Genomic DNA, 18,594 nt, shown 5'->3' on the forward strand with positions numbered 1-18,594 from the left:
AATGCGACGACAGCGCGTGGTGCGATGCGGCAATCCGTTATGCGCCCGATGCGGCTGTGAAATCCGCCCGCTCCAGCAGCCACGACAGTGCAAAGCCAGCGACGAGCCCCCAGAACGCGGCGCCGATGTTGAGCAGTGGCACGTCGGCGACGGTGACCAGGAAGGCGATCAGGGCGCCGAGGGAGAAGTTCGTTCTGAACGCGGTCACGAACGCCGTTTGCAGCACGCGCAGCATGGCGAGGCCCGCCAGCGCGGTGATCAATGATTTCGGCGCGATCAGCAGCAGCGTGGTGAAGGTCGGCGCCAGCAGGCCGAAGCCGAGCGCAAGCACGCCCACGACCATCGCCGCGGAATAGTGACGTTTGCGCTCGCCGCCGGAGACGACGATGGCGTTGGTCGGTCCGGTCAGGCAGGTCGACACGCCGCCCACGACAGCCGCGAGCGCCGAGCCGATGCCGCAGGCCACGGTCACCACATTGACCGGGGGCGTGTGGCCGGCGGCGGTCAGCACCGCAAAGCCTTGGCCGTTCTGCACCACCAGCACGGTGACCGCGAGCGGCACGATCAGCTCGATCATGGCCGCCAGCGACCAGGACGGCGTCTGGATCACGGGCCGGATCAGCGCGATCTGCAGCGACGCGCTCTGGTCGTATTTGCCGAACAGGATGGCTGCGAGCGTGCCAATGACGAGCGCGCCGATGATCGGCGGGCAGCGCCGGCCCAGCGCAGGGAGCGCGGTCAACAGCAGCCAGAGCACGACCATCGGCCCGGCGATGGCAAAGTCGGCGAACACGGCGCGGACGAGATCCAGCCCGAAGCGCAGGAACACGCCGGCGACCATGCCCATCACGATCGGCATCGGCACCAATTGCATCGCGCGCTTGACCCAGCCGCTAAGCCCGAGGATCAGCATCAGCAGCGCCGTGCCGTAGAACGCGCCGACCACCTGCGGGAAGGTCAGATGCGTCAGCGACTGGCCGACCAGCACGGTGCCCGGAATGGTCCAGAACAGCACCAGCGGCTCGCGATAGAGCCACGACAGCAGCAGCGTGATTGCCCCGTTGATGAAGAACACGCCGAAGATCCACGACGCGATCTCGCCTTGCGACAGCCCGCCATTGGCGCCGACCGACAGGATGATGGCGACCGGTCCGGTGATCGCGAACAGCCAGCCGATGAAGCCGTGTGACACATAGAGTGGGCCCAAATCGCTGGTGATCTGCCCCGCTGCCGGCGGCGGGCCTGCGGGACGTTCGATGGCGCTGAACATGGGAAGGCGGCTCGGGCGGGGTTCTTGTTGTTGTCGTTGGTGTCGTGGGGGATGTTGGCCGAAGCGGACGGGGCGTGCAAGGCGGGGGGCTGATTGGCGGATGACGCTGCGCTAATCCGCCGAATGCATCCTCGCCGTCGGCTGCTGGTTGGCTCCAATGCTGCCCGTCGACCAAAATCAGCTCGTCTCCCTGAATCCTGTCCAGCCCTTCGGATAAAAATAAATCGCTTGTCGAGTTCGCCAAATCAGCATTATGGTCCCGCTCGTTCCGTTGCGTCGGAGGGGACGTATCGCGGTCGTCATGGACGTCGGCAGCGGAATGCGATGGGCGGGTCGGGTTGCAGCGCGTTTTCGCGCCGACGAACAACTCGGCACGCACGGTCAAGTCGCGCGGTCCTGATACCCCGATGCTGGTATCCCGCGTCATGCGCTTAAAGCGCATGGGGCGCACGGTGGCCAAAAGCCGGTGCACCGGGGAGAACGCGAAGCAGCCGTTAAAGCCATCGCGCAGGGAGGGCCGGGTGTGTTCGGCCAGACCTGTGGTACCTGCCGCCTGCTTTTTTTTCAGCAGGCGGGCCACGGGCGCGGCCAGCGCCCGGCCTTCCCTGCGCCCTTCATCTCGTGAGGGCGGCACGATGAGCAAAGCTCGGACGCAAAATGCGTCGCGAGATCGCGGAGCTGTATCTCCAGATGTCGGCAGACAATGTTGCCATGAAAGACACCGCGGGCGTCGTTGCGAGCGCAGCGAAGCAATCCAGGATCTCTCCGTTGAGGCACCCTGGATTGCTTCGTCGCTGCGCTCCTCGCAATGACGGCGTACGGGGCAAGCTGTCCACCCTCCCCTGGAGGGGGAGGGTCGCCTCACGACGAGCGAAGCGAGACGTGAGGCGGGGTGGGGTGATCTCTCCACTTGCACCAGAGCCTGCGGAGAGATCACCCCACCCCGCTCGCCCGCTTCGCGTGCGATCGACCCTCCCCCTCCAGAGGAGGGTGGCCAAATCGAGTTCTAGCGCGAGAAGGATGAGGCGACGTTCGCAGACAACCGAGGTCAGTCGAACAGGCTCGACACCGATTCTTCCGCCGCCGTGCGGCCGATCGCCTCGGCGATCAGCGGCGCGATCGCCAGCGTGCGGATGTTGGGCGCGTTGCGGACCGCTTCGGTCGGCATGATGGAGTCGGTGATGACGAGCTCCTTCAGGCGCGACGAGGTGATGCGGGTCGCGGCACCGCCGGAGAGCACGCCATGCGTGATGTAGGCGTAGACGTCCTTGGCGCCGTATTTGAGCAGCGCGTCGGCCGCGTTCACCAGGGTGCCGCCGGAATCGACGATGTCGTCGATCAGGATGCAGGTGTGCCCGGAGACGTCGCCGATCACGTTCATGACCTCGGACTCGCCGGGACGCTCGCGGCGCTTGTCGACGATGGCGAGCGGCGTGTTGATGCGCTTGGCCAAGCCGCGGGCGCGCGCCACGCCGCCGACGTCCGGCGAGACGACCATGAGGCTGGAGAGATCGAAGCGATCCTTGATGTCGCGCACCATCAGCGGCGAGGCAAAAAGGTTATCGGTGGGGATGTCGAAGAAACCCTGGATCTGGCCGGCGTGCAGATCGAGCGTCATGACGCGGTCGACGCCCGCATGGGTGATCAGATTGGCGACGAGCTTGGCCGAGATCGGCGTGCGCGAGTTCGATTTGCGATCCTGCCGCGCATAGCCGAAATAGGGCACCACGGCGGTGATGCGGCGCGCGGAGGCGCGGCGCAGCGCATCGGTGATGATCAGGAGCTCCATCAGCAGGTCGTTCGCCGGATAGGACGTCGATTGAATGATGAAGACGTCGGAGCCGCGGACGTTCTCCTGGATCTCGACGAAGATCTCCATGTCGGCGAAGCGCCGGACCACCGCTTTCGTCAGCGGCAGCCCAAGTTCAGCGGCGATGCCGGCGGCGAGGGCCGGATTGGAGTTGCCGGCGACGAGTTTGATGGAGCCGTTCTTGGCCGACATCGTGAATTCTCCTCGCGTCTCGCTGGAGACCTTGTTCAGCATATCGGGCTATCCATGGAACCGGCAGTTTTGCACGGGCGAGGTGATATCAAGGACACTGCGCGCATGGCAACCCGCCGCAGGCGTTTTTCCCGGTCAAACAGGTGTTTTTCCCGGTCAAGAACGGCGCAAATTGCGCCTCTTTGCCTAATGGTCGGTGTAGCCGAGGGCCGCGACGCTGGTGCCGTCGGATCTGGGCGATGCGGGCTCGGCCGCGGCGACCGCGGGGCCGCGGGCGGCCGGCGCCGCCGGTGGCGCGCTGTCGGCCGGCGCGGTGCCGTTCAGCATGTTCGAAAGTCCGCTGAAGCCAGCCTGCGCGATTTTCCGAAGCACCATGTCGTCGACATTGTTCCACGGATCGCGGCCGCCGCGTCCGACCGGCTCTTCGCCCGACAGCCGCAGCGCGCGCTGCTGATTGCGATCGTAGACGTCGAACACCCAGGCGATCACGCCCTTGCCGCTGACGACCTGGGCGGAGAGATAGGTGCGGACACGATACGCTGCAGGGGCCTCGCGCGACACGATGGCGAGGCTGCGCAGCTTGGACTCGCTGTCGAGCACGCTGACCATGCGATCGAAGATTTGCGGCGGCGGGCCGTCGATCTGCTCGAAGGCGATCGTGGCGCTATCGGATGCAGGCGCCATCGCATAGGCGTTGGACGGACCACCGCTGCTGGTCGCGCAGCCGCCGAGCGTTGCGGCGGACGTCATCAGCAAAACGGCAACGCAGGCGTGCTGCGCAGCGCGGCTGATCCGTCGAAGTGGTGTCGGCGCTCCCCTCATCGTCGGGAGCGATATCGTTAAAATCGATTAACGTCTAGGTCGCGGCTGCCACAGATCGGGACAGAGTGCACTCAGTTGTACAGAAAGGGTTAAGCAATCCACATGCGGCCACAATGGCGCCCAGCTTCAGCCTTCGAGCATGATGGCGTGGACGTGCCGGCCATAGTCCGGCTCGTTGCGATGGACCGAGCGGCGGTAACTGAAGAAGCGCTCGTCGACATAGGTGTCGAGGCCGAGATCGTCGATCAGCAGCACGCCGGCGTTTTCCAGCCGCATCCGGATGAAGCCGGCGAGGTCGAACATCGCGTGGCCGTCGCGAACCGACGGCAGGAAGAAGCGCGCGTGCTCGGCGTCGTCGTCGAGGAAGCGCGTGACGAACTCGGCGCCGACCTCGTAGCTCGGCTGGCGGATCAGGGGGCCGATCGCGGCAATGATCCGGCCGCGCTCTGCGCCGAGCTCCTCCATCGCCTGCAGCGTGCCTTCGAGCACGCCGGTGAGCGCACCTTTCCAGCCGGCATGGGCCGCGCCGATGACGCGCTCATGCGGGTCGACGAACAGGATCGGCCCGCAATCGGCCGTGGTAACGCCGATCGCGAGATTCGGCGTCGTGGTCACCAGCGCATCGGCCTTAGGCCTGACGGGGCCGTCCCAGGGCCCGGTCGCAACCACGACGTCGGGCGAATGAATCTGGTGCAGGCTGAGGAACTGGTCGGGCGCGACGCCGAGATGGACGGCCATGCGGCGGCGGTTTTCGCGGACGTTCTCCGGCACGTCATTCGATCCAAGCCCGCCATTGAGCCCGGCATAGATGCCGTCGGAGACGCCGCCCTCGCGGGTGAAGAACGCGTGGCGCAGGCCAGGAATCGCGGACATCACATCCGATGATACCAGCATCATGCGCCTCCCGTCGTCTCGTTGGTGTGTTCGTCGCTGATGCCCGCCAGCACCGGAATGGCCGGATCGGAGATGCCGACCACCTTGAACAGCGACCCCATTCCGCCGCGGCCGCCGCCGGTCAGGCGCTTCAGCCCGCTCGCGATGTCCTCCGAGACTTCCGGCGACGCCTTCTGCATGAGGGTCAGCGCGCGGGTTTCGATGCCGAGCCGCTGCAGGAACTCGCCCTGCGTGACCGGGCCGTGAACGCGCGCGCCGACGGCTTCCGCGGCCCGCGCCAGCGCGTCGAAATCGACATGGGCGGTGATGTCGGCAAGCCCCGGTGTCTTGAGGGGATCAGCGAAGCTATGACGGGCGATGGCCTGGAAGGTGTCGCCGACGTCGCTGCGCACATGGCCGTAATCAATGATGACGGCGGCGCCGCGCTGGTCGCGGATGCGCCTGGCGATGGCCATCATCTCGGTGTTCGGCCGCCATTCGAAGATCGCGCCGGCCGGGGCGGCGCGCACCAGAGGCGGCAGCAGCAGCTCGAAGCCGGGCGTCGGATCGGCGGCCGCGCCGTAGACGAAGTTCTCCTCCTCGTCGAGCTCGACCACGCGCTCGTGCCAGCCGGTTTCGCGCTTCACCATCTGGTGAATCGGCAGCACGTCGAAATACTCGTTGGCGAAGATGACGCTGGGGCCCTCCGGCACCTCGTCGAAGCTCTCGTGCCAGGTGACGTTGCGCAGGCCGGTCAGCGTCGCCTTCTGCTTTTCACGCAGCACCGGATTGACCTCGACCATGTGAACCGAGATCGTCTGGTACAGCGGCGGCAGCACGCGCAGCGCCCGCAGCGCATCCGACATCATGGTGCCGCGGCCGGGCCCGAGCTCGATCAGCCGGAACTGCTGCGGCGAGCCGGCCGCCTTCCAGATCGAGGCCGCCCACAGCCCGAGCAGCTCGCCGAACATCTGGCTCACTTCGGGGGCGGTGGTGAAGTCGCCCTCGCGTCCGAGCGGATCGCGCGAGATGTAGTAGCCGTGCTCCGGATGCATCAGGCACAGCTCCATGTAGCGCCAGACCGGCATCGGGCCGGACGCCTTGATCAGCCGCTTGATCTCGGTGTGGAGCGGAGACGTTTCGATCACGGATTGGCCTGCAGCGGGGGAGTGGCTTGACGACTCTCGGGCCTGCGCAGCGCCCGTGCCACGAGAACGGCGCCGACGATCAGCATCGGCACCGACAGCAGCATGCCCATGGTCAGGCCGCGCCAGAGGAAGCCGAGTTGCTCGTCCGGCTCGCGGAACAGCTCGCTGACGATGCGCGCCGTGCCATAGAGGCCGATGAAGCTGCCGAGGATCATGCCGGGCCGCCTCAGCGCGCCGATCCGGATCATGATCGCCAGGACGATGAACAGCAGGATGCCTTCGAGGCCGGCTTCGTAGAGTTGGCTCGGATGGCGCGGCAGGTGGGTCGGATCGCGCGGGAAGATCATCGCCCAGGGCAGGCTGGGATCGGCCGTGCGGCCCCACAACTCGCTGTTGATGAAATTGGCGATGCGGCCAAGCAGCAGCCCGATCGGAGCGACGGCGGTGGTGAGGTCGCCGAGCGACAGGATCGGCAGGCCGTTGCGGCGGCTGAACCAGATCACGGCGATGACGCAGCCCATGAAGCCGCCATGGAACGACATGCCGCCCTTCCACAGCTGGAAGATCTCCAGCGGATGGTCGATGAAGAATGGCAGGTTGTAGAACAGCACGTAGCCGGTGCGGCCGCCGAGAATGATGCCGATCGTGACCCAGAGAATGAAATCGTCGAGCTGTGGCAGCGAGATCGGCGCCGGGCCTCCCCACAGCCGGTCCTTCTTCAGCAGCGAGCGAGCGTAGAGCCAGCCGAGCACGATGCCGCAGATATAGGCCAGCGCGTACCAGCGGATCGCGAACGGGCCGATGGCGATCGCAACCGGATCGAACACGGGGAAGTCGATGAGGAGAGGCGTCATTCACTGGCTTTCGTGGACACGGCGTCCCGCTTCTGGAAGCCCCCGGGCGATGCGGGCTTCGAACGGGCCCCGCCACATGAACAGGCGCGGCGCGATGTGATCTCAGGGCTGCTCATACCAGCGCCGCGGGCCGGCGCAACAAGTACGATGACAAGGAAACCAAGGCATGACAAGACGGGCCCATCTTGCGGGCGGCGACAGGGATCGCCATTCTGTCTTCCACAATCGTGCTCGTCGCGGGACGCGGAGTTTCTCACATGACCCAGACCAACAACCGGTTTTTCGACGAACTCGGCCGCCTGATGAACGATGCCGCCGGTGCCGCCCAGGGCATGAAGCGGGAGGTCGATTCCGTCATCCGCAACCAGGCGGAAAAGATCCTGAACGACCTGGACATCGTGAAGCGCGAGGAGTTCGAGGCGGTCAAGGACATGGCCCGGCTCGCCCGCGAGGAGAACGAGGCGCTGAAGGCCCGGATCGCGGCGCTGGAAGCCAAGCTGGGCGGCGCGGCCGGCACGCCGCCGGGTGCCGGCAGCGCGGACGGCTGACGCCGCGGCCGGGTCGCCCTGGGACGGGAGGGGCAGGCGGCCCCTTCATTTCCTTGTCATTTCCCAGGTTTGCCGCTAGAACGCCGCCACGTCCGCGGCCCCCGCACCCCTGGAGGCTTGCCGAAGGACGTCCAGCAACGGGCCGCATCGCGGCCTTTAACTTTTTAAAACAAGGACTTAACACGATGGCGACCGTCAGAGAACTGAAGGCGACCGCCCGTCCGTCAGTCGGCAAGGGGGCCGCACGGGCAGAGCGTCGCGCCGGGAGAGTGCCCGGAGTGATTTATGGAGACAACCAGCCCCCGCTGCCGATCTCGGTGGAAGACCGCGAGCTGCGCCAGCGCATCCTTGCGGGCCGGTTTCTGACCACGATCTTCGACGTCACCCTCGACGGCAAGAAGCACCGGGTGATCCCGCGCGACTTCCATCTCGATCCGGTCAAGGACTTCCCGATCCACGTCGACTTCATGCGGCTCGGCCAGGGCGCGACCATCCGCGTCAGCGTGCCCTTGCATGTGGTGGGTTCGGAAGCCGCGCCGGGCGTCAAGCGCGGCGGCACGGTCAACATCGTGACCCACACGCTCGACCTCGAGTGCCTGGCGGAGAACATCCCGCAGTTCATCGAGGCCGATGTCAGCGCGCTCGAGATCAACCACTCGCTGCACATCTCCGACGTCAAGCTGCCGACCGGCGTGAAGACGCTGTCGCGCGACGACGCCACCCTCGTGACCATCGTGCCGCCGTCCGGCTATGGCGAGGAGCAGAAGGCTGCTGCTGGGGCCGCCGCGGCACCCGCTGCCGCTGCTCCGGCTGCCGCTGCGAAGGCTCCCGCGGCCGCTGCCAAGGCGCCGGCTGGCGGCGACAAGAAGAAGTAAGCCGTTCCGCTTGCGGGAAGCACGGGCGGGTCCCGTGCTTCCCGAAGCGACGGCGGGTGCGGATGCCGCGTCATGCTGCTGTTTGTCGGCCTCGGCAATCCCGGCGCGAAATATGCGCGCAACCGGCACAATATCGGCTTCATGGCCGTGGACGAGATCGCGCGGCGTCACCGCTTTTCGCCGTGGCGACGCAGGTTTCAGGGCGAGACCTCGGAAGGCACGCTGGACTCCGAGCGCGTCATCCTGTTGAAGCCCTCGACCTATATGAACGAATCCGGCCGCGCCGTGCAGGAGGCGACCAGCTTCTTCAAGCTCGGCGTCGGCGACGTCACGGTGTTTCAGGACGAGCTGGAATTGCCGCCGGGCAAGCTGCGCGTGAAGGTCGGCGGCGGCATTGCCGGCCATAACGGGCTGCGCTCGATCTCGGCGCATCTCGGCAACGACTATCGCCGCGTCCGGCTCGGCATCGGCCATCCCGGCGTCAAGGAATTGGTGCACGGCCACGTGCTGTCGGACTTCGCCAAATCCGACATGCCCTGGGTCGAGGCGCTGTGCGAGGCGGTCGCCGACAATGCAGGTTTGTTGACGGGCCGGCGCGACTCCACCTTCGCCAACAAGGTGCATCTGGCGCTGCAGGCCAAAGGTTTTCTGGACAAGGGCGACGCTGGCGCCGTGTGAGGCGCTTCGGGCCGTCGTCTAAAAGGATGCGGGACGGGTCATGGGATTCAAATGCGGAATCGTCGGGTTGCCCAATGTCGGCAAGTCGACGCTGTTCAACGCGCTGACGGAGACGGCGGCGGCGCAGGCCGCGAACTATCCGTTCTGCACCATCGAGCCGAATGTCGGCGAGGTCGCCGTGCCCGATCCGCGGCTGGAGAAGCTCGCGGCCATCGCCAAGTCGGGACAGATCATCCCGACGCGGCTGACCTTCGTCGATATCGCCGGCCTGGTGCGCGGCGCCTCCAAGGGTGAAGGCCTCGGCAACCAGTTCCTCGCCAACATCCGCGAGGTCGACGCGATCGCGCATGTCGTGCGCTGCTTCGAGGATTCCGACATCACCCATGTCGAGGGCAAGATCGCGCCGCTCGCCGATATCGAGACCATCGAGACCGAGCTGATGCTGGCCGATCTCGACAGCCTCGAGAAGCGGGTCGACAACCTGTCCAAGAAGGCCAAGGGCGGCGACAAGGATGCCAAGGAGCAGTACGAGCTCGTCACCCGTGCTCTGGTGCTGCTGCGCGACGGCAAACCGGCGCGGCTGTTGGAGCGTAAGCCTGAAGAGGAGCGCGCCTTCGGCATGCTCGGCCTGCTGACATCCAAGCCCGTGCTCTATGTCTGCAATGTCGAGGAAAGCTCTGCCAAGGACGGCAATAGTTTCTCCCAGGCGGTGTTCGAGCGGGCCAAGGAAGAGGGTGCGGTCGCCGTCGTGATCTCAGCCAAGATCGAGTCTGAGATCGCGACGCTGTCGCGCGAGGAGCGCGTCGACTTCCTGGAGACCTTGGGGCTCGAAGAGGCTGGCCTCGATCGGCTCATCCGCGCCGGCTATCAGCTGCTCGACCTGATCACCTATTTTACCGTAGGGCCGAAAGAGGCGCGGGCCTGGACCATTCACCGTGGCACCAAGGCGCCAGCGGCTGCCGGCGTCATCCACACCGATTTCGAGAAGGGCTTCATCCGCGCCGAGACCATCGCCTTTGCCGACTACGTCGCGCTTGGCGGCGAGGCGGGCGCGCGCGAGGGTGGCAAGCTGCGGCTCGAAGGCAAGGAGTATGTCGTCGCCGACGGCGACGTGATGCACTTCCGCTTCAACAACTGAGAGCCTGTGGGGCGGCTACATCCGCCCCTGCTCGCGGATCGCGCCGAGGTGCTCGTTGATACGGAAGACGATCAGCACGAACTCGGCGATGATGCGCGAGAACACCATGCCGACGATGATTCCGGCGAGCGAGGACAACAGCATCAGGAAACCGCCGAATGGGCTGATTGCCATTTCGGAGAGGCCCGTGAAAATGCCGCGAATTCCCGACAGGATGATCAGCGCAATCACGAGCCAATAGAACGTCTTGATGATGGTGGGCGTGATGAAGCGGTCCCACTGGAACAAATCGCGAAATTCCAACATCCTGATCCCCCGGCCACGTCCGAATCGAAGTCGAATCCGTCTTTAAGTCCTGCTCGACTCTCGCGCCAGACGACATGCGCGGCGGCCGAGTTGGTCCCAGTGTGTGGCGCCTTCTGGCACTCTCGTGCGACTGGACCGGGCGTCAGCCATGCGAGCGGCCCGGTTGTGATTGCTGCAAAGTGCGGCCACAATCGGGCTTCTTTCAGCCATTCCCAGCCTCATGACCCTCACCTTCGAAGATTTTCCGCAAGGCCCGTTCGGCAGCTTTGGCCCGCGACACGTCACCCGCGACGAGATCATCGCCTTCGCCTCTGAGTTTGATCCGCAGCCGATGCATTTGGACGAAGAAGCCGCCTCGCAGTCGATGCTCAGGGGCCTGTCCGGCTCGGGCTGGCACCTCTGCTCGCTGATGATGCGCATGATGTTCGACGGCTTCATCGGCCGCACCGCCTCGCTCGGTTCACCGGGCGTCAACGAGGTCCGGTGGCTCTCGCCCCTGCGTCCCGACGATGAGCTGATGCTCGATGTGGAGGTTCTGGAAGCGCGGGTGTCGCGGAGCCGTTCGTCGACCGGGATCGTCACCTTCAAATGCAGCGTGCGCAACAAGGCGGGCATGAGGCTTTGCGAGATGGTTTCGCCGATCATCGTCGAGCGCCGTGAGAGCCGCGGGCAGGTGGGCTGATGCGCTTTTTCGAAGATCTTCAGGTCGGCCAGCGCCGAGAGCTCGGCTCCTACACGTTCACAGCCGAAGAGATTAAGCGCTTTGCCGTTCAATTCGATCCGCAACGCTTTCACCTCGACGAGGAAGAGGGCCGCCGATCGCTGTTCGGCGGGCTCGCGGCATCGGGATGGCACATCGGCTCCGTCTGCATGAAGCTGATCGTCGCGGATAATCAGCGCCTCCTGGAGATCGCGCGCTCGCGCGGCGAGCCGATCGTCCTCGGAGGTCCTTCTCCCGGTTTTCGGGATCTGCGCTGGCACAAGCCGGTGCTTGCGGGTGATACGATCAGCTTTTCCAGTGAGATTGATTCGCTTCGCGCGTCGGCGTCGCGCCCGGAGTGGGGCATCCTGCAGGCGCGCAATACCGGCATCAATCAGCACGGCGATCTGGTGTTCTCGGTGCTGGCATCGGCCTTTGTCCCTCGACGGAACGAGGGTTGAGGCGAAAAGGTCACGCTTCGTAGGATTGTCGGCGCGGAACGAACTTCGCGCTAACGCATTCTGAACTCCGACTCTATAAGACAGCCAATCAGGGATCAGGATGTGGGGGATGAGTATGGCAGATCGCGGTGGTCTGAAACTCCTCGGCTTTATCTTTGCCAGCGTGACGCTCGCGGTGATGCTCGCGACGGGAATGGTCGTGAAGGGCTATGCCGACGGCTCGTATTCGCTGGAGACGTCAGCGACGATCAACGAGTGACGGATTAACTACTCGTTAACCAGAACGGACCACGCAGTTCTGTTGTTTGTAGAGGCGGTCTAGCGGCTCCAGATGAGCACCATGACCGCCATCGCCACCACCAGCAAACCGACGAAGCGGACCATGATGGTCCCGATCCGCTGAGGCTCAGGCCTCAGAGGAATCGGATCGGTGTTTTCCGGCCGGATCGTTTCCATGAAAGTGACACCCTCTTGACGCAACCTGCCCGCCACGAGATGGGCGGGAGTTGGTCGCGGGAGGGCCGGGTCACGTTCAAGGGCGAGGCGCTGCAAAGACGAAAACCGCCGCGCGATGGCTCGCACGGCGGTCCTCTTCAAGGTCCGGAAAGAACGCTCAGCTGCTGCGCAGGCCGTCGGCGGCGCGCTTCCACTGCGTCACGTTCTCGGCGATCGCCCGGGTCGACTTCATCGCCGCCTGGCTGAGCTGCGCATAGCTCGCGATCTCGCGCTGCACCCGCTGTCCCTCGGCGTGCAGCAGCTCGCGCAGGCTCTCGAGCTCCCCGATCAGGTTCTCGATCTCCGACAGGGAGGTGCCGGCGACGCGCTGGATCAGCGTGGTGACGCTGTTCACCGCCGCATCGGCGTCGATCGAAGCCTCGGCCGTGGCGGCCGCATTGGGACGGCGCAGATAGGCGATATCATTACGGACGAAATCACGAATGCCGGCCTCGACTTCGGAGACCGCCGCCAGATCCGTATCCAGCTCGGCTTCAGTTCCATCGATCTTGTCCGGACGAATGACATTCATCGGCTATTTCCTCATTTCGCGTTCAAGCGAGCGCGGTGTCCCCGCACGACGAACTTCTCAAAGCCTATCAGTGCGGCCAAATTGGGCCGCACCGCGGCGAAGTCGCGGCGATGGTTCGACCATTCATGGCGGGCTGCCGCAATGGTGAACGTCACCAGCTCCGCTTGAAGCCGGCTGAAATGCTCTTGCTGGTGCCGCCCTGCGCGGTCTCGCTGACCGAGCCGGATACGCTCAGGCCATCCGACAGCTTCTGCTCGGCACCGAGCTTGCGCAGCCATTTGTCGTCGCTGGACGACAAGGTCTGGCCGGCGGTGACGCTGGTGCCGGTGTCGCCGATCGAGAGCCTGGCGGATTGCTCGGTGTCGAAGCTGCGGCTGGTCTTCGGCGCCGCGCCGGGAATCGGCACCATGCCCTGCTGGGTGACGTTGTAACCGTTCTGCAGGGTCAGATTGTAGTGATCGATCGGCACCGCCTTGGTGATGGTGGTGCCCAGCCGGCTCTGGTCCGAGCCGGGGTTGACGCGGGCCTCGATGGCGGTCTTGTCCCAGATCGAGCCGGCGCCAGGCGCGGTGACGGCCGCCCAGGCCGAGCCGCCGGATTGCGGAGCATTGCCGCCGTTCTCGGCCTTCTCCGCCAGCAATTCCGACATCGTGGTCGGCTGCCGGGCGACCGTCATGTCGGCGCCGACGCGGGCGTCCCAGAACGGCGACACCGACTGCTTGACCGACACGCCCGAGGCGAGGCTGCCCTTGTTCTGGTTCGACCAGTCGAGCGCGGCGGCTTTCTCTGCGGCGGCCTTGCGCCTCGCCGCGGCGGCGGCTTCGGGACGGTCGAGGAAGGTGGTGTCGTCGATCGCGAGCTGGCTCCAGTCGAGCTTTTCGACGTTGATGTCCTTCATCGGGTCGGCCGCTGCGGCCTGGTCCTCGGACTTGTCCTCGTCCTCTGGCTCCGGCGCGATCTGCTGCCAGGGCACGATCTGCAGCGGTTGCGGTGCCTGCATCAGCGTCTGGGCCTGCGCGGCGGACGCAAGAAGGCCGAAGCCGGCCGTAAAAACCGCCAGCGCGCAACCATACGATGTCATGAGAGCAACCCCCGCCGCCCGAACCTGTGTGCCGGAATATGGTGGAATCTTGGCGCAAAATTATGGCTGCGCCAGTCACGATCTGTTGGGTTGTCGGTGAGTGCGACCACAATCCAACCCGCGGGGGCGGCGGGCTCAGGCGAAGCTGCCGATGCGCGGCAGGTCGATGGAGCGGCCGAGCGTCTGCTCGACCAGATCGAACGTATCGATCAGGATCCGCAGCCGGGCGAGCTTTCCGGCGCGGAATTGCATGAATTGCGCGAGCCGCGCGGTGATCGGCTTGTCGGAATCCTGCGCCGTCATCGCGCAGCGGACCATCGTCGCCGCGCTGGTCTCGTCCAGCATCAAGGTCTCGCGCTCCAGCCGCCGGATGCTCACATTGTCCGCGATCTGCCTGACGGCGTCGAGCACCGCCGCGCGGCCGTGCCGCGCGCCGAGGAAGGGAAACATGTCGATCGGGCCGTAGATGGCCCAGTCGATGTCGTCGTCGAGAAGCTCGGCGAAATCGTCGAAACGGCGGTCGTTGATCGCGCCATGCAATGCGCGCGACAGACGCCAGAGGCTGTGCTCCGTCATCGGCTCGGGATCCTGAACTGGCTTGCGAGGGGGCGCGCCGACCCGAAGGCGACGCCGCAATGGACGTCACGCCGGGGCGCCGAATCTATCTCTCTTACACCTCACATAAATCAGCCACCTGCGCGCGCAACGGTTCTTTTTGCATTGCACAAATGCACGCCGGGCCGGCAGCGGGGCGCCAGGACCCCGTCAACGTCCTTCGTGCTGCATCCGCTGCTGCGCGATCGCGACCTCGTGGTCGCGGAAGGCGGCCATGCCGAACAGGGTGGCGCCGGCGAGACCGCCGATCAGGGCGCCGAGCGGCATGAACGTGAAGAACACCAGCATGCCTGCATAGCCTTCGAATTCGCTGGTGTTGAACAGCTCGATCCAGGCCAGTCCAAGCCCTACTCCGATCGTCGCGCCGCCGACGACGCCCATCACCAGTCCGGCCATCGCCAGGAATGCTATTCTCATGTCACCGATGCCCCGTATACCACCGCTGATGGGGTGCGGAGCCCGGGCCACAGGTTCAAGGCAACGGCGCCGCCGTTGGTGACGTTTCCGTGATCGGCCGGTCAGGGCTGGCCTCCGCAACCGCCGTGCCGGGCCTCAGGGCCGGGCGGCGCCCGCGATCAGCAGCCGGCTGAGATCGCATTCCAGCACCTGCTGCACTAGGTCGTAGGTGTCCATGATCTCGCGGATGCGGGCGACGCGGCCGTCGCGCAGCGTGTAGAAGGCTGCGAGGTCGTATTGCACGATGCGGTCGTTGTCGCGCTTGCGCAGGAAGATGCGCAGATCCACGGCGACCTGGTCGCCTTCGCAGATCATGGTCTTGATCTCGTGCCGGACCTCGGCATAGCGGCTGCGTGCCGTCTCCCACATCTGCCGCACCTCGGCCTTGCCCCGGCGGCCGCCGAGATGGGGGAAGATGTCGATCGGCGCCGAGGCGAAGTGCTCGAGATCGTCGGTGCAATGCGCCAGCACGCTGTCGAAATCGCCGGCGGCATGGGCCTCGAGCAGCTTGCGCACGCGCTGCTTGTTGATGTGCTCGATCATCCTGTCTCCACTGACGGGAATGCCCGCGTCGGCGATGGCGTTCTGGAGATGCCGGCCCGCAGCCGTCAACCACTTGCGTCACCGTCTGCCGGCGCAATGCGCCGGTACGGTGAACGGAAGCTTGGCGCGGGATCGCGTCATGATCATGTCTCGGGCCATCTCTCACCCCATGGGTCATCCCCGCGCGCGAAAGGTTCGCGCAAGGCGTCATGCCGGTTGCGAGGCGGGAACCGCTTCGCCGCGTCGCCGTTACCCCGCACCATTCTTGCGGAGCTCGATCACGAAGATGTCGATCACCAAGACCATGCTCGCCGCCTCCGTCGCAGCGCTGGCGCTGCTGTCGACGCAGGCCGCCGAAGCCAAGGGCTGCATCAAGGGCGCCATCGTCGGCGGCGTTGCCGGCCACTATGCCGGTCATCACGGCGTGCTCGGCGCCGCCGCCGGCTGCCTCTATGGCCGTCACCGTGCCAAGGAGCAGGAGCGTCAGCAGCAACAGCAGGGCCAGGTCAACGGGCAGGGCCGGACGTAGTTGATCCGCGCGTCCATCGTGCTTGGCGTGCCTTCACCTCAAGCTGGCGGCGATGGCCCGGCGTGACCGGGCGTTCGGTCCGTGCCGGAGGTGCCGGCTACAAGAGAGCGCCGCTTGTTCGCGTCGTGGCTTTTTCCGTTACGTCAGCGAGGATGATGCGCATCGGCCTCAACAAACCCTGTTGTCGTCCCGGCGAACGCCGGGACCCATACCCCCAGGGAGCGGTTTGAGGCACGCTTGCTATTGGCTTCTTGTCCCTCACGACCGCCGCTGCGTATGGATCCCAGGTCGCCGCGCCGCGCTGTCGCGTCGCAGCCTGCCCGCGACGGCAGTGGAGAGAACAACGGATTTACGATTCAAACAGCTAAGGATTGCTCCGGGACATGACGGCGCGGTCTCGCGGCATGTGATGCCCGAGTGATACGATCCGCGTGGCCCTCGTGAGTGCAGAGGGCGCAGGGAATGCCGGGTGAAGGCCTCACCCATGGCCCGCCTGCGAAAAAAATGCAGGCGGCAGTACCACAGGCAAAGCCGATTCAACCGGCATTCCCTGCGCGACGGTCTTCACGCTTATACGCAGTCTCCCTGGTGCGCCGGGCTTGTTGGCCACCATGTCGCACGACGCGCTTGCGCGCGTCATGCTGGATACCAGCATCGGGGTATCAGGACGCTGCGACTTCACGTCCGCAAGCTGCCGTTCGTCCGCGCATCCGAAGATGCGCTGCGGCTTCGTCGCGGCCATCGCATTCCCACCTCGCGTGTCGTGACGATCGCGCGCAACGCCCCTCTGCGGTGAGGCGGGATGCGGGGGAGAAAATCATGAATTCCGATAAAGCGCAAGAAGTTTATTTTTTTTCGGAAGACGCGCGCTTCATCTCTCGCGTTGTCTGGCGGGCCGTCTGACGGATTTCGTGAAGGGCACCCCTAATTTGGGTCCGACGCCGCGAGAAATTCTTCCGCTTTGGCTCGGCTCGAGAACCGCCCGAGCTCTTCATAGGACGGCTCGTCCTCGCGTCATCAGCCGATCGCAGGACGACAAAGCAATCCTCATTGCTCAAAATCAGCTCTGTCAGGTCCTCGCTCCGGGACGGAGACATGTCGCGGGCGCCGCAATGAGGACACTCGTCGTCGCACATGCACGACCATTCATCGGTCCAGGCCTGCGCGCAACGTTCACAACGATAGAAGTTCAAGAACCGGGCCATTGCCGGACCTCACGTCTTCAAACGATAGCGGCCGCGCGATACGAACTCCAGGAATCCCTGATCGCGCAGGAACTGGAGCTGCTGGCGGATTTTCGGTCGGACGTTCTGGTTGCCGGGATAGAGCAGGCTGAGATGGCGGTCGAAAGCGTAGACATCGTCGAGCGTGAATTCCGCTTTGCCGAGCGACTCGACGCATTTCAAGACCTCGATCAGCCATCCGCGTGAATCCAGGGATTCCTTGCGGAGGAAGAGCGTCCGGCTCCACTCCTGCAGCACGACCTCCTTCGCGCGGACGACGCGATTCTGGACGATGTGAATCTTGCCCGACGCGGGAACGCGATCGAGAAGAATGTTCGAGCCAACCCACCCTGCGCGGCGCGCGGTCGCCGCGAGTGGCTTGCGCTGCTCGATGATGTCGCGGACAAAGAAATGCTTCGGCACGACGAAGAGGTTGATGACCGACCGGGTGTCACGGTCATAGTTCATCAGCAGGAGATTGGGATTGTTGCTGGCGGCCAGCCGCTCGCACTTCGTCCCATAGGCGCCGTCGGCGACCTTGGCGCCGAATACCTTCTTCTGGCTCTTCAGCTCGAACTCTTCGCTGCAGTTCGTACAGAAGAAGTCGGCCAGCGGGCTGTTGTTGGGAAACTGCGCCATGTTCGATCGGCCGCAGTTCGGACAATAGGCTTGCGCGCCGACCCAAGCTTCGGTCCAGGCCCGCGCCTTCTGCGTGCCGCTGGTGTAGGCAGTCTGAGGTTCTTCAAAGCCGAGTTTCATGTGAGCAGAGTAGCTCAACATGATATGTTTTCCAGTCGAGATCGCGGGCCGGACGTCATTGCGAGCGAAGCGAAGCATCCAGATCAGGCCAAGTGCATAGACTGGATTGCTTCGTCGCTGTCGCTCCTCGCAATGACGCGGCGAGATGGTTTACACCTCACCGCTTCTTCCATCCGCCGCGCTTTCCCGGCGCGCCACCGGTCGAGCGGGGGCAGGACCGAATTCGGGGCCTGAGTCGCGCGAGTTGGTCGGCTGGATGATACGGACCGGAAAGATTTTTCCGGCAGGGGGCGGTAGGGCAGCGACTCCTGGCCGTGCATTTGGTCCAGATGCAGCCTGTCGACTTGGCCGACGCTCGATCGAGCGCTTAGCCGGTGACGTGGAGCTGCAATCCCGCCTGCTTCTGCAGATAAGCGATCACGCTTAAGAGGTTCTTGGCCTGAGGATTGCCTTGCGGGCCGAACATGCGGATCAGGCTCTTGGGCGGTGTATCGATCGCCTCACCGAGCTTCTCGAATCCGACGGTCGCCTTGATGTAGTCGCGAAGAATGGTTTTCCCCGTTTCCATGTCGCCGCTGAGCATCGCGTCGACGCCTTCGCGAAGAAGCGCCGCCGCGAATCTCGTGTCCGCCTTCGCCTGCCGATGAAGCAGCTTGTCGAAACGCTTCGTCTTCACGGTCATCGCT

At 65.0% G+C, this 18,594-nt stretch carries 24 protein-coding genes and 1 pseudogene; 8 read left to right on the forward strand and 17 right to left on the reverse strand.

All coding sequences use genetic code 11. From position 1 onward, the window contains the following. Positions 1-37 precede the first annotated feature (37 nt). The 6 genes from QX039_RS20175 to lgt all read right to left on the reverse strand — a co-directional run bounded on the left by QX039_RS20175 (position 38) and on the right by lgt (position 6,969). On the reverse strand, positions 38-1,270 hold the full coding sequence (locus QX039_RS20175) for a benzoate/H(+) symporter BenE family transporter (protein ID WP_315733985.1): 1,233 nt from the start codon (positions 1,268-1,270) through the stop codon (positions 38-40). 1,048 nt (positions 1,271-2,318) lie between these two features. Then, positions 2,319-3,272, reverse strand: coding sequence for a ribose-phosphate pyrophosphokinase (locus QX039_RS20180; RefSeq protein WP_315735662.1), 954 nt, complete (start codon positions 3,270-3,272; stop codon positions 2,319-2,321). Between the two features lie 186 nt (positions 3,273-3,458). Continuing rightward, the gene (locus tag QX039_RS20185; RefSeq protein ID WP_315733982.1) at positions 3,459-4,022 is read right to left on the reverse strand and encodes a hypothetical protein; all 564 of its coding nucleotides are present in this window, start codon (positions 4,020-4,022) and stop codon (positions 3,459-3,461) included. 198 nt (positions 4,023-4,220) lie between these two features. Beyond that, positions 4,221-4,967, reverse strand: coding sequence for a peptidoglycan editing factor PgeF (gene pgeF, locus QX039_RS20190; protein WP_409998862.1), 747 nt, complete (start codon positions 4,965-4,967; stop codon positions 4,221-4,223). 20 nt (positions 4,968-4,987) lie between these two features. Next, entirely contained in the window at positions 4,988-6,115 is a 1,128-nt protein-coding gene (locus QX039_RS20195; protein WP_315733979.1) for a class I SAM-dependent methyltransferase, read from the reverse strand. Then, the gene (gene lgt / locus QX039_RS20200) at positions 6,112-6,969 is read right to left on the reverse strand and encodes a prolipoprotein diacylglyceryl transferase (protein WP_315733978.1); all 858 of its coding nucleotides are present in this window, start codon (positions 6,967-6,969) and stop codon (positions 6,112-6,114) included. Before lgt ends, QX039_RS20195 begins: the two co-directional genes overlap by 4 nt. Positions 6,970-7,226: 257 nt before the next feature. Here lgt and QX039_RS20205 point away from each other — a divergent pair, with 257 nt between their 5' ends. The 4 genes from QX039_RS20205 to ychF all read left to right on the forward strand — a co-directional run bounded on the left by QX039_RS20205 (position 7,227) and on the right by ychF (position 10,208). Then, a complete protein-coding gene (locus tag QX039_RS20205; RefSeq protein WP_315714079.1) occupies positions 7,227-7,517 on the forward strand; it encodes an accessory factor UbiK family protein in 291 nt (96 codons plus the stop codon). 185 nt (positions 7,518-7,702) lie between these two features. Further along, positions 7,703-8,392, forward strand: coding sequence for a 50S ribosomal protein L25/general stress protein Ctc (locus QX039_RS20210; RefSeq protein WP_315733977.1), 690 nt, complete (start codon positions 7,703-7,705; stop codon positions 8,390-8,392). A gap of 72 nt (positions 8,393-8,464) precedes the next feature. Continuing rightward, a complete protein-coding gene (pth, locus tag QX039_RS20215; protein WP_315733976.1) occupies positions 8,465-9,070 on the forward strand; it encodes an aminoacyl-tRNA hydrolase in 606 nt (201 codons plus the stop codon). 40 nt (positions 9,071-9,110) lie between these two features. Then, positions 9,111-10,208, forward strand: coding sequence for a redox-regulated ATPase YchF (gene ychF, locus QX039_RS20220; RefSeq protein WP_315733974.1), 1,098 nt, complete (start codon positions 9,111-9,113; stop codon positions 10,206-10,208). Positions 10,209-10,223: 15 nt separating this feature from the next. Here the strand turns inward: ychF and QX039_RS20225 are convergent, their stop codons facing one another. Next, on the reverse strand, positions 10,224-10,514 hold the full coding sequence (locus tag QX039_RS20225) for a DUF4282 domain-containing protein (RefSeq protein ID WP_315714083.1): 291 nt from the start codon (positions 10,512-10,514) through the stop codon (positions 10,224-10,226). A 220-nt stretch (positions 10,515-10,734) separates the two neighbouring features. Here QX039_RS20225 and QX039_RS20230 point away from each other — a divergent pair, with 220 nt between their 5' ends. The 3 genes from QX039_RS20230 (at position 10,735) to QX039_RS20240 (ending at position 11,934) form a co-directional block, all read left to right on the forward strand. Then, the gene (locus QX039_RS20230; RefSeq protein ID WP_315733972.1) at positions 10,735-11,196 is read left to right on the forward strand and encodes a MaoC family dehydratase; all 462 of its coding nucleotides are present in this window, start codon (positions 10,735-10,737) and stop codon (positions 11,194-11,196) included. Next, positions 11,196-11,675 carry a MaoC family dehydratase gene (locus tag QX039_RS20235; RefSeq protein ID WP_315733971.1) on the forward strand — a complete coding sequence of 160 codons (480 nt, stop codon included), beginning with the start codon at positions 11,196-11,198 and terminating at the stop codon, positions 11,673-11,675. The genes QX039_RS20230 and QX039_RS20235 overlap by 1 nt, the downstream gene beginning before the upstream one ends. Positions 11,676-11,784: 109 nt before the next feature. Further along, a complete protein-coding gene (locus QX039_RS20240; protein WP_315714401.1) occupies positions 11,785-11,934 on the forward strand; it encodes a hypothetical protein in 150 nt (49 codons plus the stop codon). A gap of 59 nt (positions 11,935-11,993) precedes the next feature. On the opposite strand, the gene QX039_RS20245 is transcribed toward QX039_RS20240, so the two are convergent. The 6 genes from QX039_RS20245 to QX039_RS20270 all read right to left on the reverse strand — a co-directional run bounded on the left by QX039_RS20245 (position 11,994) and on the right by QX039_RS20270 (position 15,397). After that, complete coding sequence (locus QX039_RS20245) at positions 11,994-12,131, reverse strand: hypothetical protein (protein WP_315733970.1); 138 nt, start codon at positions 12,129-12,131, stop codon at positions 11,994-11,996. Positions 12,132-12,288: 157 nt separating this feature from the next. Then, a complete protein-coding gene (locus QX039_RS20250) occupies positions 12,289-12,702 on the reverse strand; it encodes a hypothetical protein (protein WP_315714086.1) in 414 nt (137 codons plus the stop codon). 151 nt (positions 12,703-12,853) lie between these two features. Further along, complete coding sequence (locus tag QX039_RS20255; RefSeq protein WP_315771846.1) at positions 12,854-13,783, reverse strand: hypothetical protein; 930 nt, start codon at positions 13,781-13,783, stop codon at positions 12,854-12,856. A gap of 135 nt (positions 13,784-13,918) precedes the next feature. Continuing rightward, positions 13,919-14,359, reverse strand: a complete 441-nt coding sequence (locus tag QX039_RS20260; protein ID WP_315733968.1) for a nuclear transport factor 2 family protein — start codon at positions 14,357-14,359, stop codon at positions 13,919-13,921. 189 nt (positions 14,360-14,548) lie between these two features. Then, positions 14,549-14,815 (reverse strand): hypothetical protein, encoded by a 267-nt coding sequence (locus QX039_RS20265; RefSeq protein WP_315714089.1) that lies wholly within the window; start codon positions 14,813-14,815, stop codon positions 14,549-14,551. 135 nt (positions 14,816-14,950) lie between these two features. Next, complete coding sequence (locus QX039_RS20270; RefSeq protein ID WP_315733967.1) at positions 14,951-15,397, reverse strand: nuclear transport factor 2 family protein; 447 nt, start codon at positions 15,395-15,397, stop codon at positions 14,951-14,953. Between the two features lie 304 nt (positions 15,398-15,701). Between QX039_RS20270 and QX039_RS20275 the strand changes: the two genes are divergently transcribed. Further along, the gene (locus QX039_RS20275) at positions 15,702-15,926 is read left to right on the forward strand and encodes a hypothetical protein (protein WP_315735660.1); all 225 of its coding nucleotides are present in this window, start codon (positions 15,702-15,704) and stop codon (positions 15,924-15,926) included. Between the two features lie 478 nt (positions 15,927-16,404). Here the strand turns inward: QX039_RS20275 and QX039_RS20280 are convergent, their stop codons facing one another. From QX039_RS20280 to QX039_RS20290, 4 genes and pseudogenes are all read right to left on the reverse strand, one after another. Beyond that, complete coding sequence (locus tag QX039_RS20280; protein WP_315771848.1) at positions 16,405-16,668, reverse strand: hypothetical protein; 264 nt, start codon at positions 16,666-16,668, stop codon at positions 16,405-16,407. Between the two features lie 472 nt (positions 16,669-17,140). After that, positions 17,141-17,929 (reverse strand): DpnI domain-containing protein, encoded by a 789-nt coding sequence (locus tag QX039_RS20285; RefSeq protein WP_315771850.1) that lies wholly within the window; start codon positions 17,927-17,929, stop codon positions 17,141-17,143. Positions 17,930-18,065: 136 nt separating this feature from the next. Next, a pseudogene (locus tag QX039_RS33080) lies at positions 18,066-18,246 on the reverse strand (hypothetical protein); the annotation flags it as partial. A gap of 29 nt (positions 18,247-18,275) precedes the next feature. Then, positions 18,276-18,590 carry a transcriptional regulator gene (locus tag QX039_RS20290; protein WP_315771852.1) on the reverse strand — a complete coding sequence of 105 codons (315 nt, stop codon included), beginning with the start codon at positions 18,588-18,590 and terminating at the stop codon, positions 18,276-18,278. Between the last annotated feature and the right edge of the window lie 4 nt (positions 18,591-18,594).

Origin of the sequence: Bradyrhizobium sp. SZCCHNR1043, from assembly GCF_032489675.1 — a bacterium.
Lineage (GTDB): Bacteria > Pseudomonadota > Alphaproteobacteria > Rhizobiales > Xanthobacteraceae > Bradyrhizobium.

What these genes read in the sequence shown, in the direction of transcription:
- QX039_RS20260 (WP_315733968.1), bottom strand. Translation starts at nt 14,359, where the DNA reads ATGACGGAGCACAGCCTCTGGCGTCTGTCGCGCGCATTGCATGGCGCG.
- QX039_RS20235 (WP_315733971.1), top strand. Translation starts at nt 11,196, where the DNA reads ATGCGCTTTTTCGAAGATCTTCAGGTCGGCCAGCGCCGAGAGCTCGGC.
- ychF (WP_315733974.1), top strand. Translation starts at nt 9,111, where the DNA reads ATGGGATTCAAATGCGGAATCGTCGGGTTGCCCAATGTCGGCAAGTCG.
- QX039_RS20285 (WP_315771850.1), bottom strand. Translation starts at nt 17,929, where the DNA reads ATGTTGAGCTACTCTGCTCACATGAAACTCGGCTTTGAAGAACCTCAG.
- QX039_RS20225 (WP_315714083.1), bottom strand. Translation starts at nt 10,514, where the DNA reads ATGTTGGAATTTCGCGATTTGTTCCAGTGGGACCGCTTCATCACGCCC.
- QX039_RS20290 (WP_315771852.1), bottom strand. Translation starts at nt 18,590, where the DNA reads ATGACCGTGAAGACGAAGCGTTTCGACAAGCTGCTTCATCGGCAGGCG.
- QX039_RS20250 (WP_315714086.1), bottom strand. Translation starts at nt 12,702, where the DNA reads ATGAATGTCATTCGTCCGGACAAGATCGATGGAACTGAAGCCGAGCTG.
- QX039_RS20175 (WP_315733985.1), bottom strand. Translation starts at nt 1,270, where the DNA reads ATGTTCAGCGCCATCGAACGTCCCGCAGGCCCGCCGCCGGCAGCGGGG.
- QX039_RS20275 (WP_315735660.1), top strand. Translation starts at nt 15,702, where the DNA reads ATGCTCGCCGCCTCCGTCGCAGCGCTGGCGCTGCTGTCGACGCAGGCC.
- QX039_RS20205 (WP_315714079.1), top strand. Translation starts at nt 7,227, where the DNA reads ATGACCCAGACCAACAACCGGTTTTTCGACGAACTCGGCCGCCTGATG.
- QX039_RS20280 (WP_315771848.1), bottom strand. Translation starts at nt 16,668, where the DNA reads ATGGCCGCGACGAAGCCGCAGCGCATCTTCGGATGCGCGGACGAACGG.
- QX039_RS20240 (WP_315714401.1), top strand. Translation starts at nt 11,785, where the DNA reads ATGAGTATGGCAGATCGCGGTGGTCTGAAACTCCTCGGCTTTATCTTT.
- pgeF (WP_409998862.1), bottom strand. Translation starts at nt 4,967, where the DNA reads ATGTCCGCGATTCCTGGCCTGCGCCACGCGTTCTTCACCCGCGAGGGC.
- pth (WP_315733976.1), top strand. Translation starts at nt 8,465, where the DNA reads ATGCTGCTGTTTGTCGGCCTCGGCAATCCCGGCGCGAAATATGCGCGC.
- QX039_RS20230 (WP_315733972.1), top strand. Translation starts at nt 10,735, where the DNA reads ATGACCCTCACCTTCGAAGATTTTCCGCAAGGCCCGTTCGGCAGCTTT.
- lgt (WP_315733978.1), bottom strand. Translation starts at nt 6,969, where the DNA reads ATGACGCCTCTCCTCATCGACTTCCCCGTGTTCGATCCGGTTGCGATC.
- QX039_RS20180 (WP_315735662.1), bottom strand. Translation starts at nt 3,272, where the DNA reads ATGTCGGCCAAGAACGGCTCCATCAAACTCGTCGCCGGCAACTCCAAT.
- QX039_RS20265 (WP_315714089.1), bottom strand. Translation starts at nt 14,815, where the DNA reads ATGAGAATAGCATTCCTGGCGATGGCCGGACTGGTGATGGGCGTCGTC.
- QX039_RS20255 (WP_315771846.1), bottom strand. Translation starts at nt 13,783, where the DNA reads ATGACATCGTATGGTTGCGCGCTGGCGGTTTTTACGGCCGGCTTCGGC.
- QX039_RS20245 (WP_315733970.1), bottom strand. Translation starts at nt 12,131, where the DNA reads ATGGAAACGATCCGGCCGGAAAACACCGATCCGATTCCTCTGAGGCCT.
- QX039_RS20185 (WP_315733982.1), bottom strand. Translation starts at nt 4,022, where the DNA reads ATGACGTCCGCCGCAACGCTCGGCGGCTGCGCGACCAGCAGCGGTGGT.
- QX039_RS20210 (WP_315733977.1), top strand. Translation starts at nt 7,703, where the DNA reads ATGGCGACCGTCAGAGAACTGAAGGCGACCGCCCGTCCGTCAGTCGGC.
- QX039_RS20270 (WP_315733967.1), bottom strand. Translation starts at nt 15,397, where the DNA reads ATGATCGAGCACATCAACAAGCAGCGCGTGCGCAAGCTGCTCGAGGCC.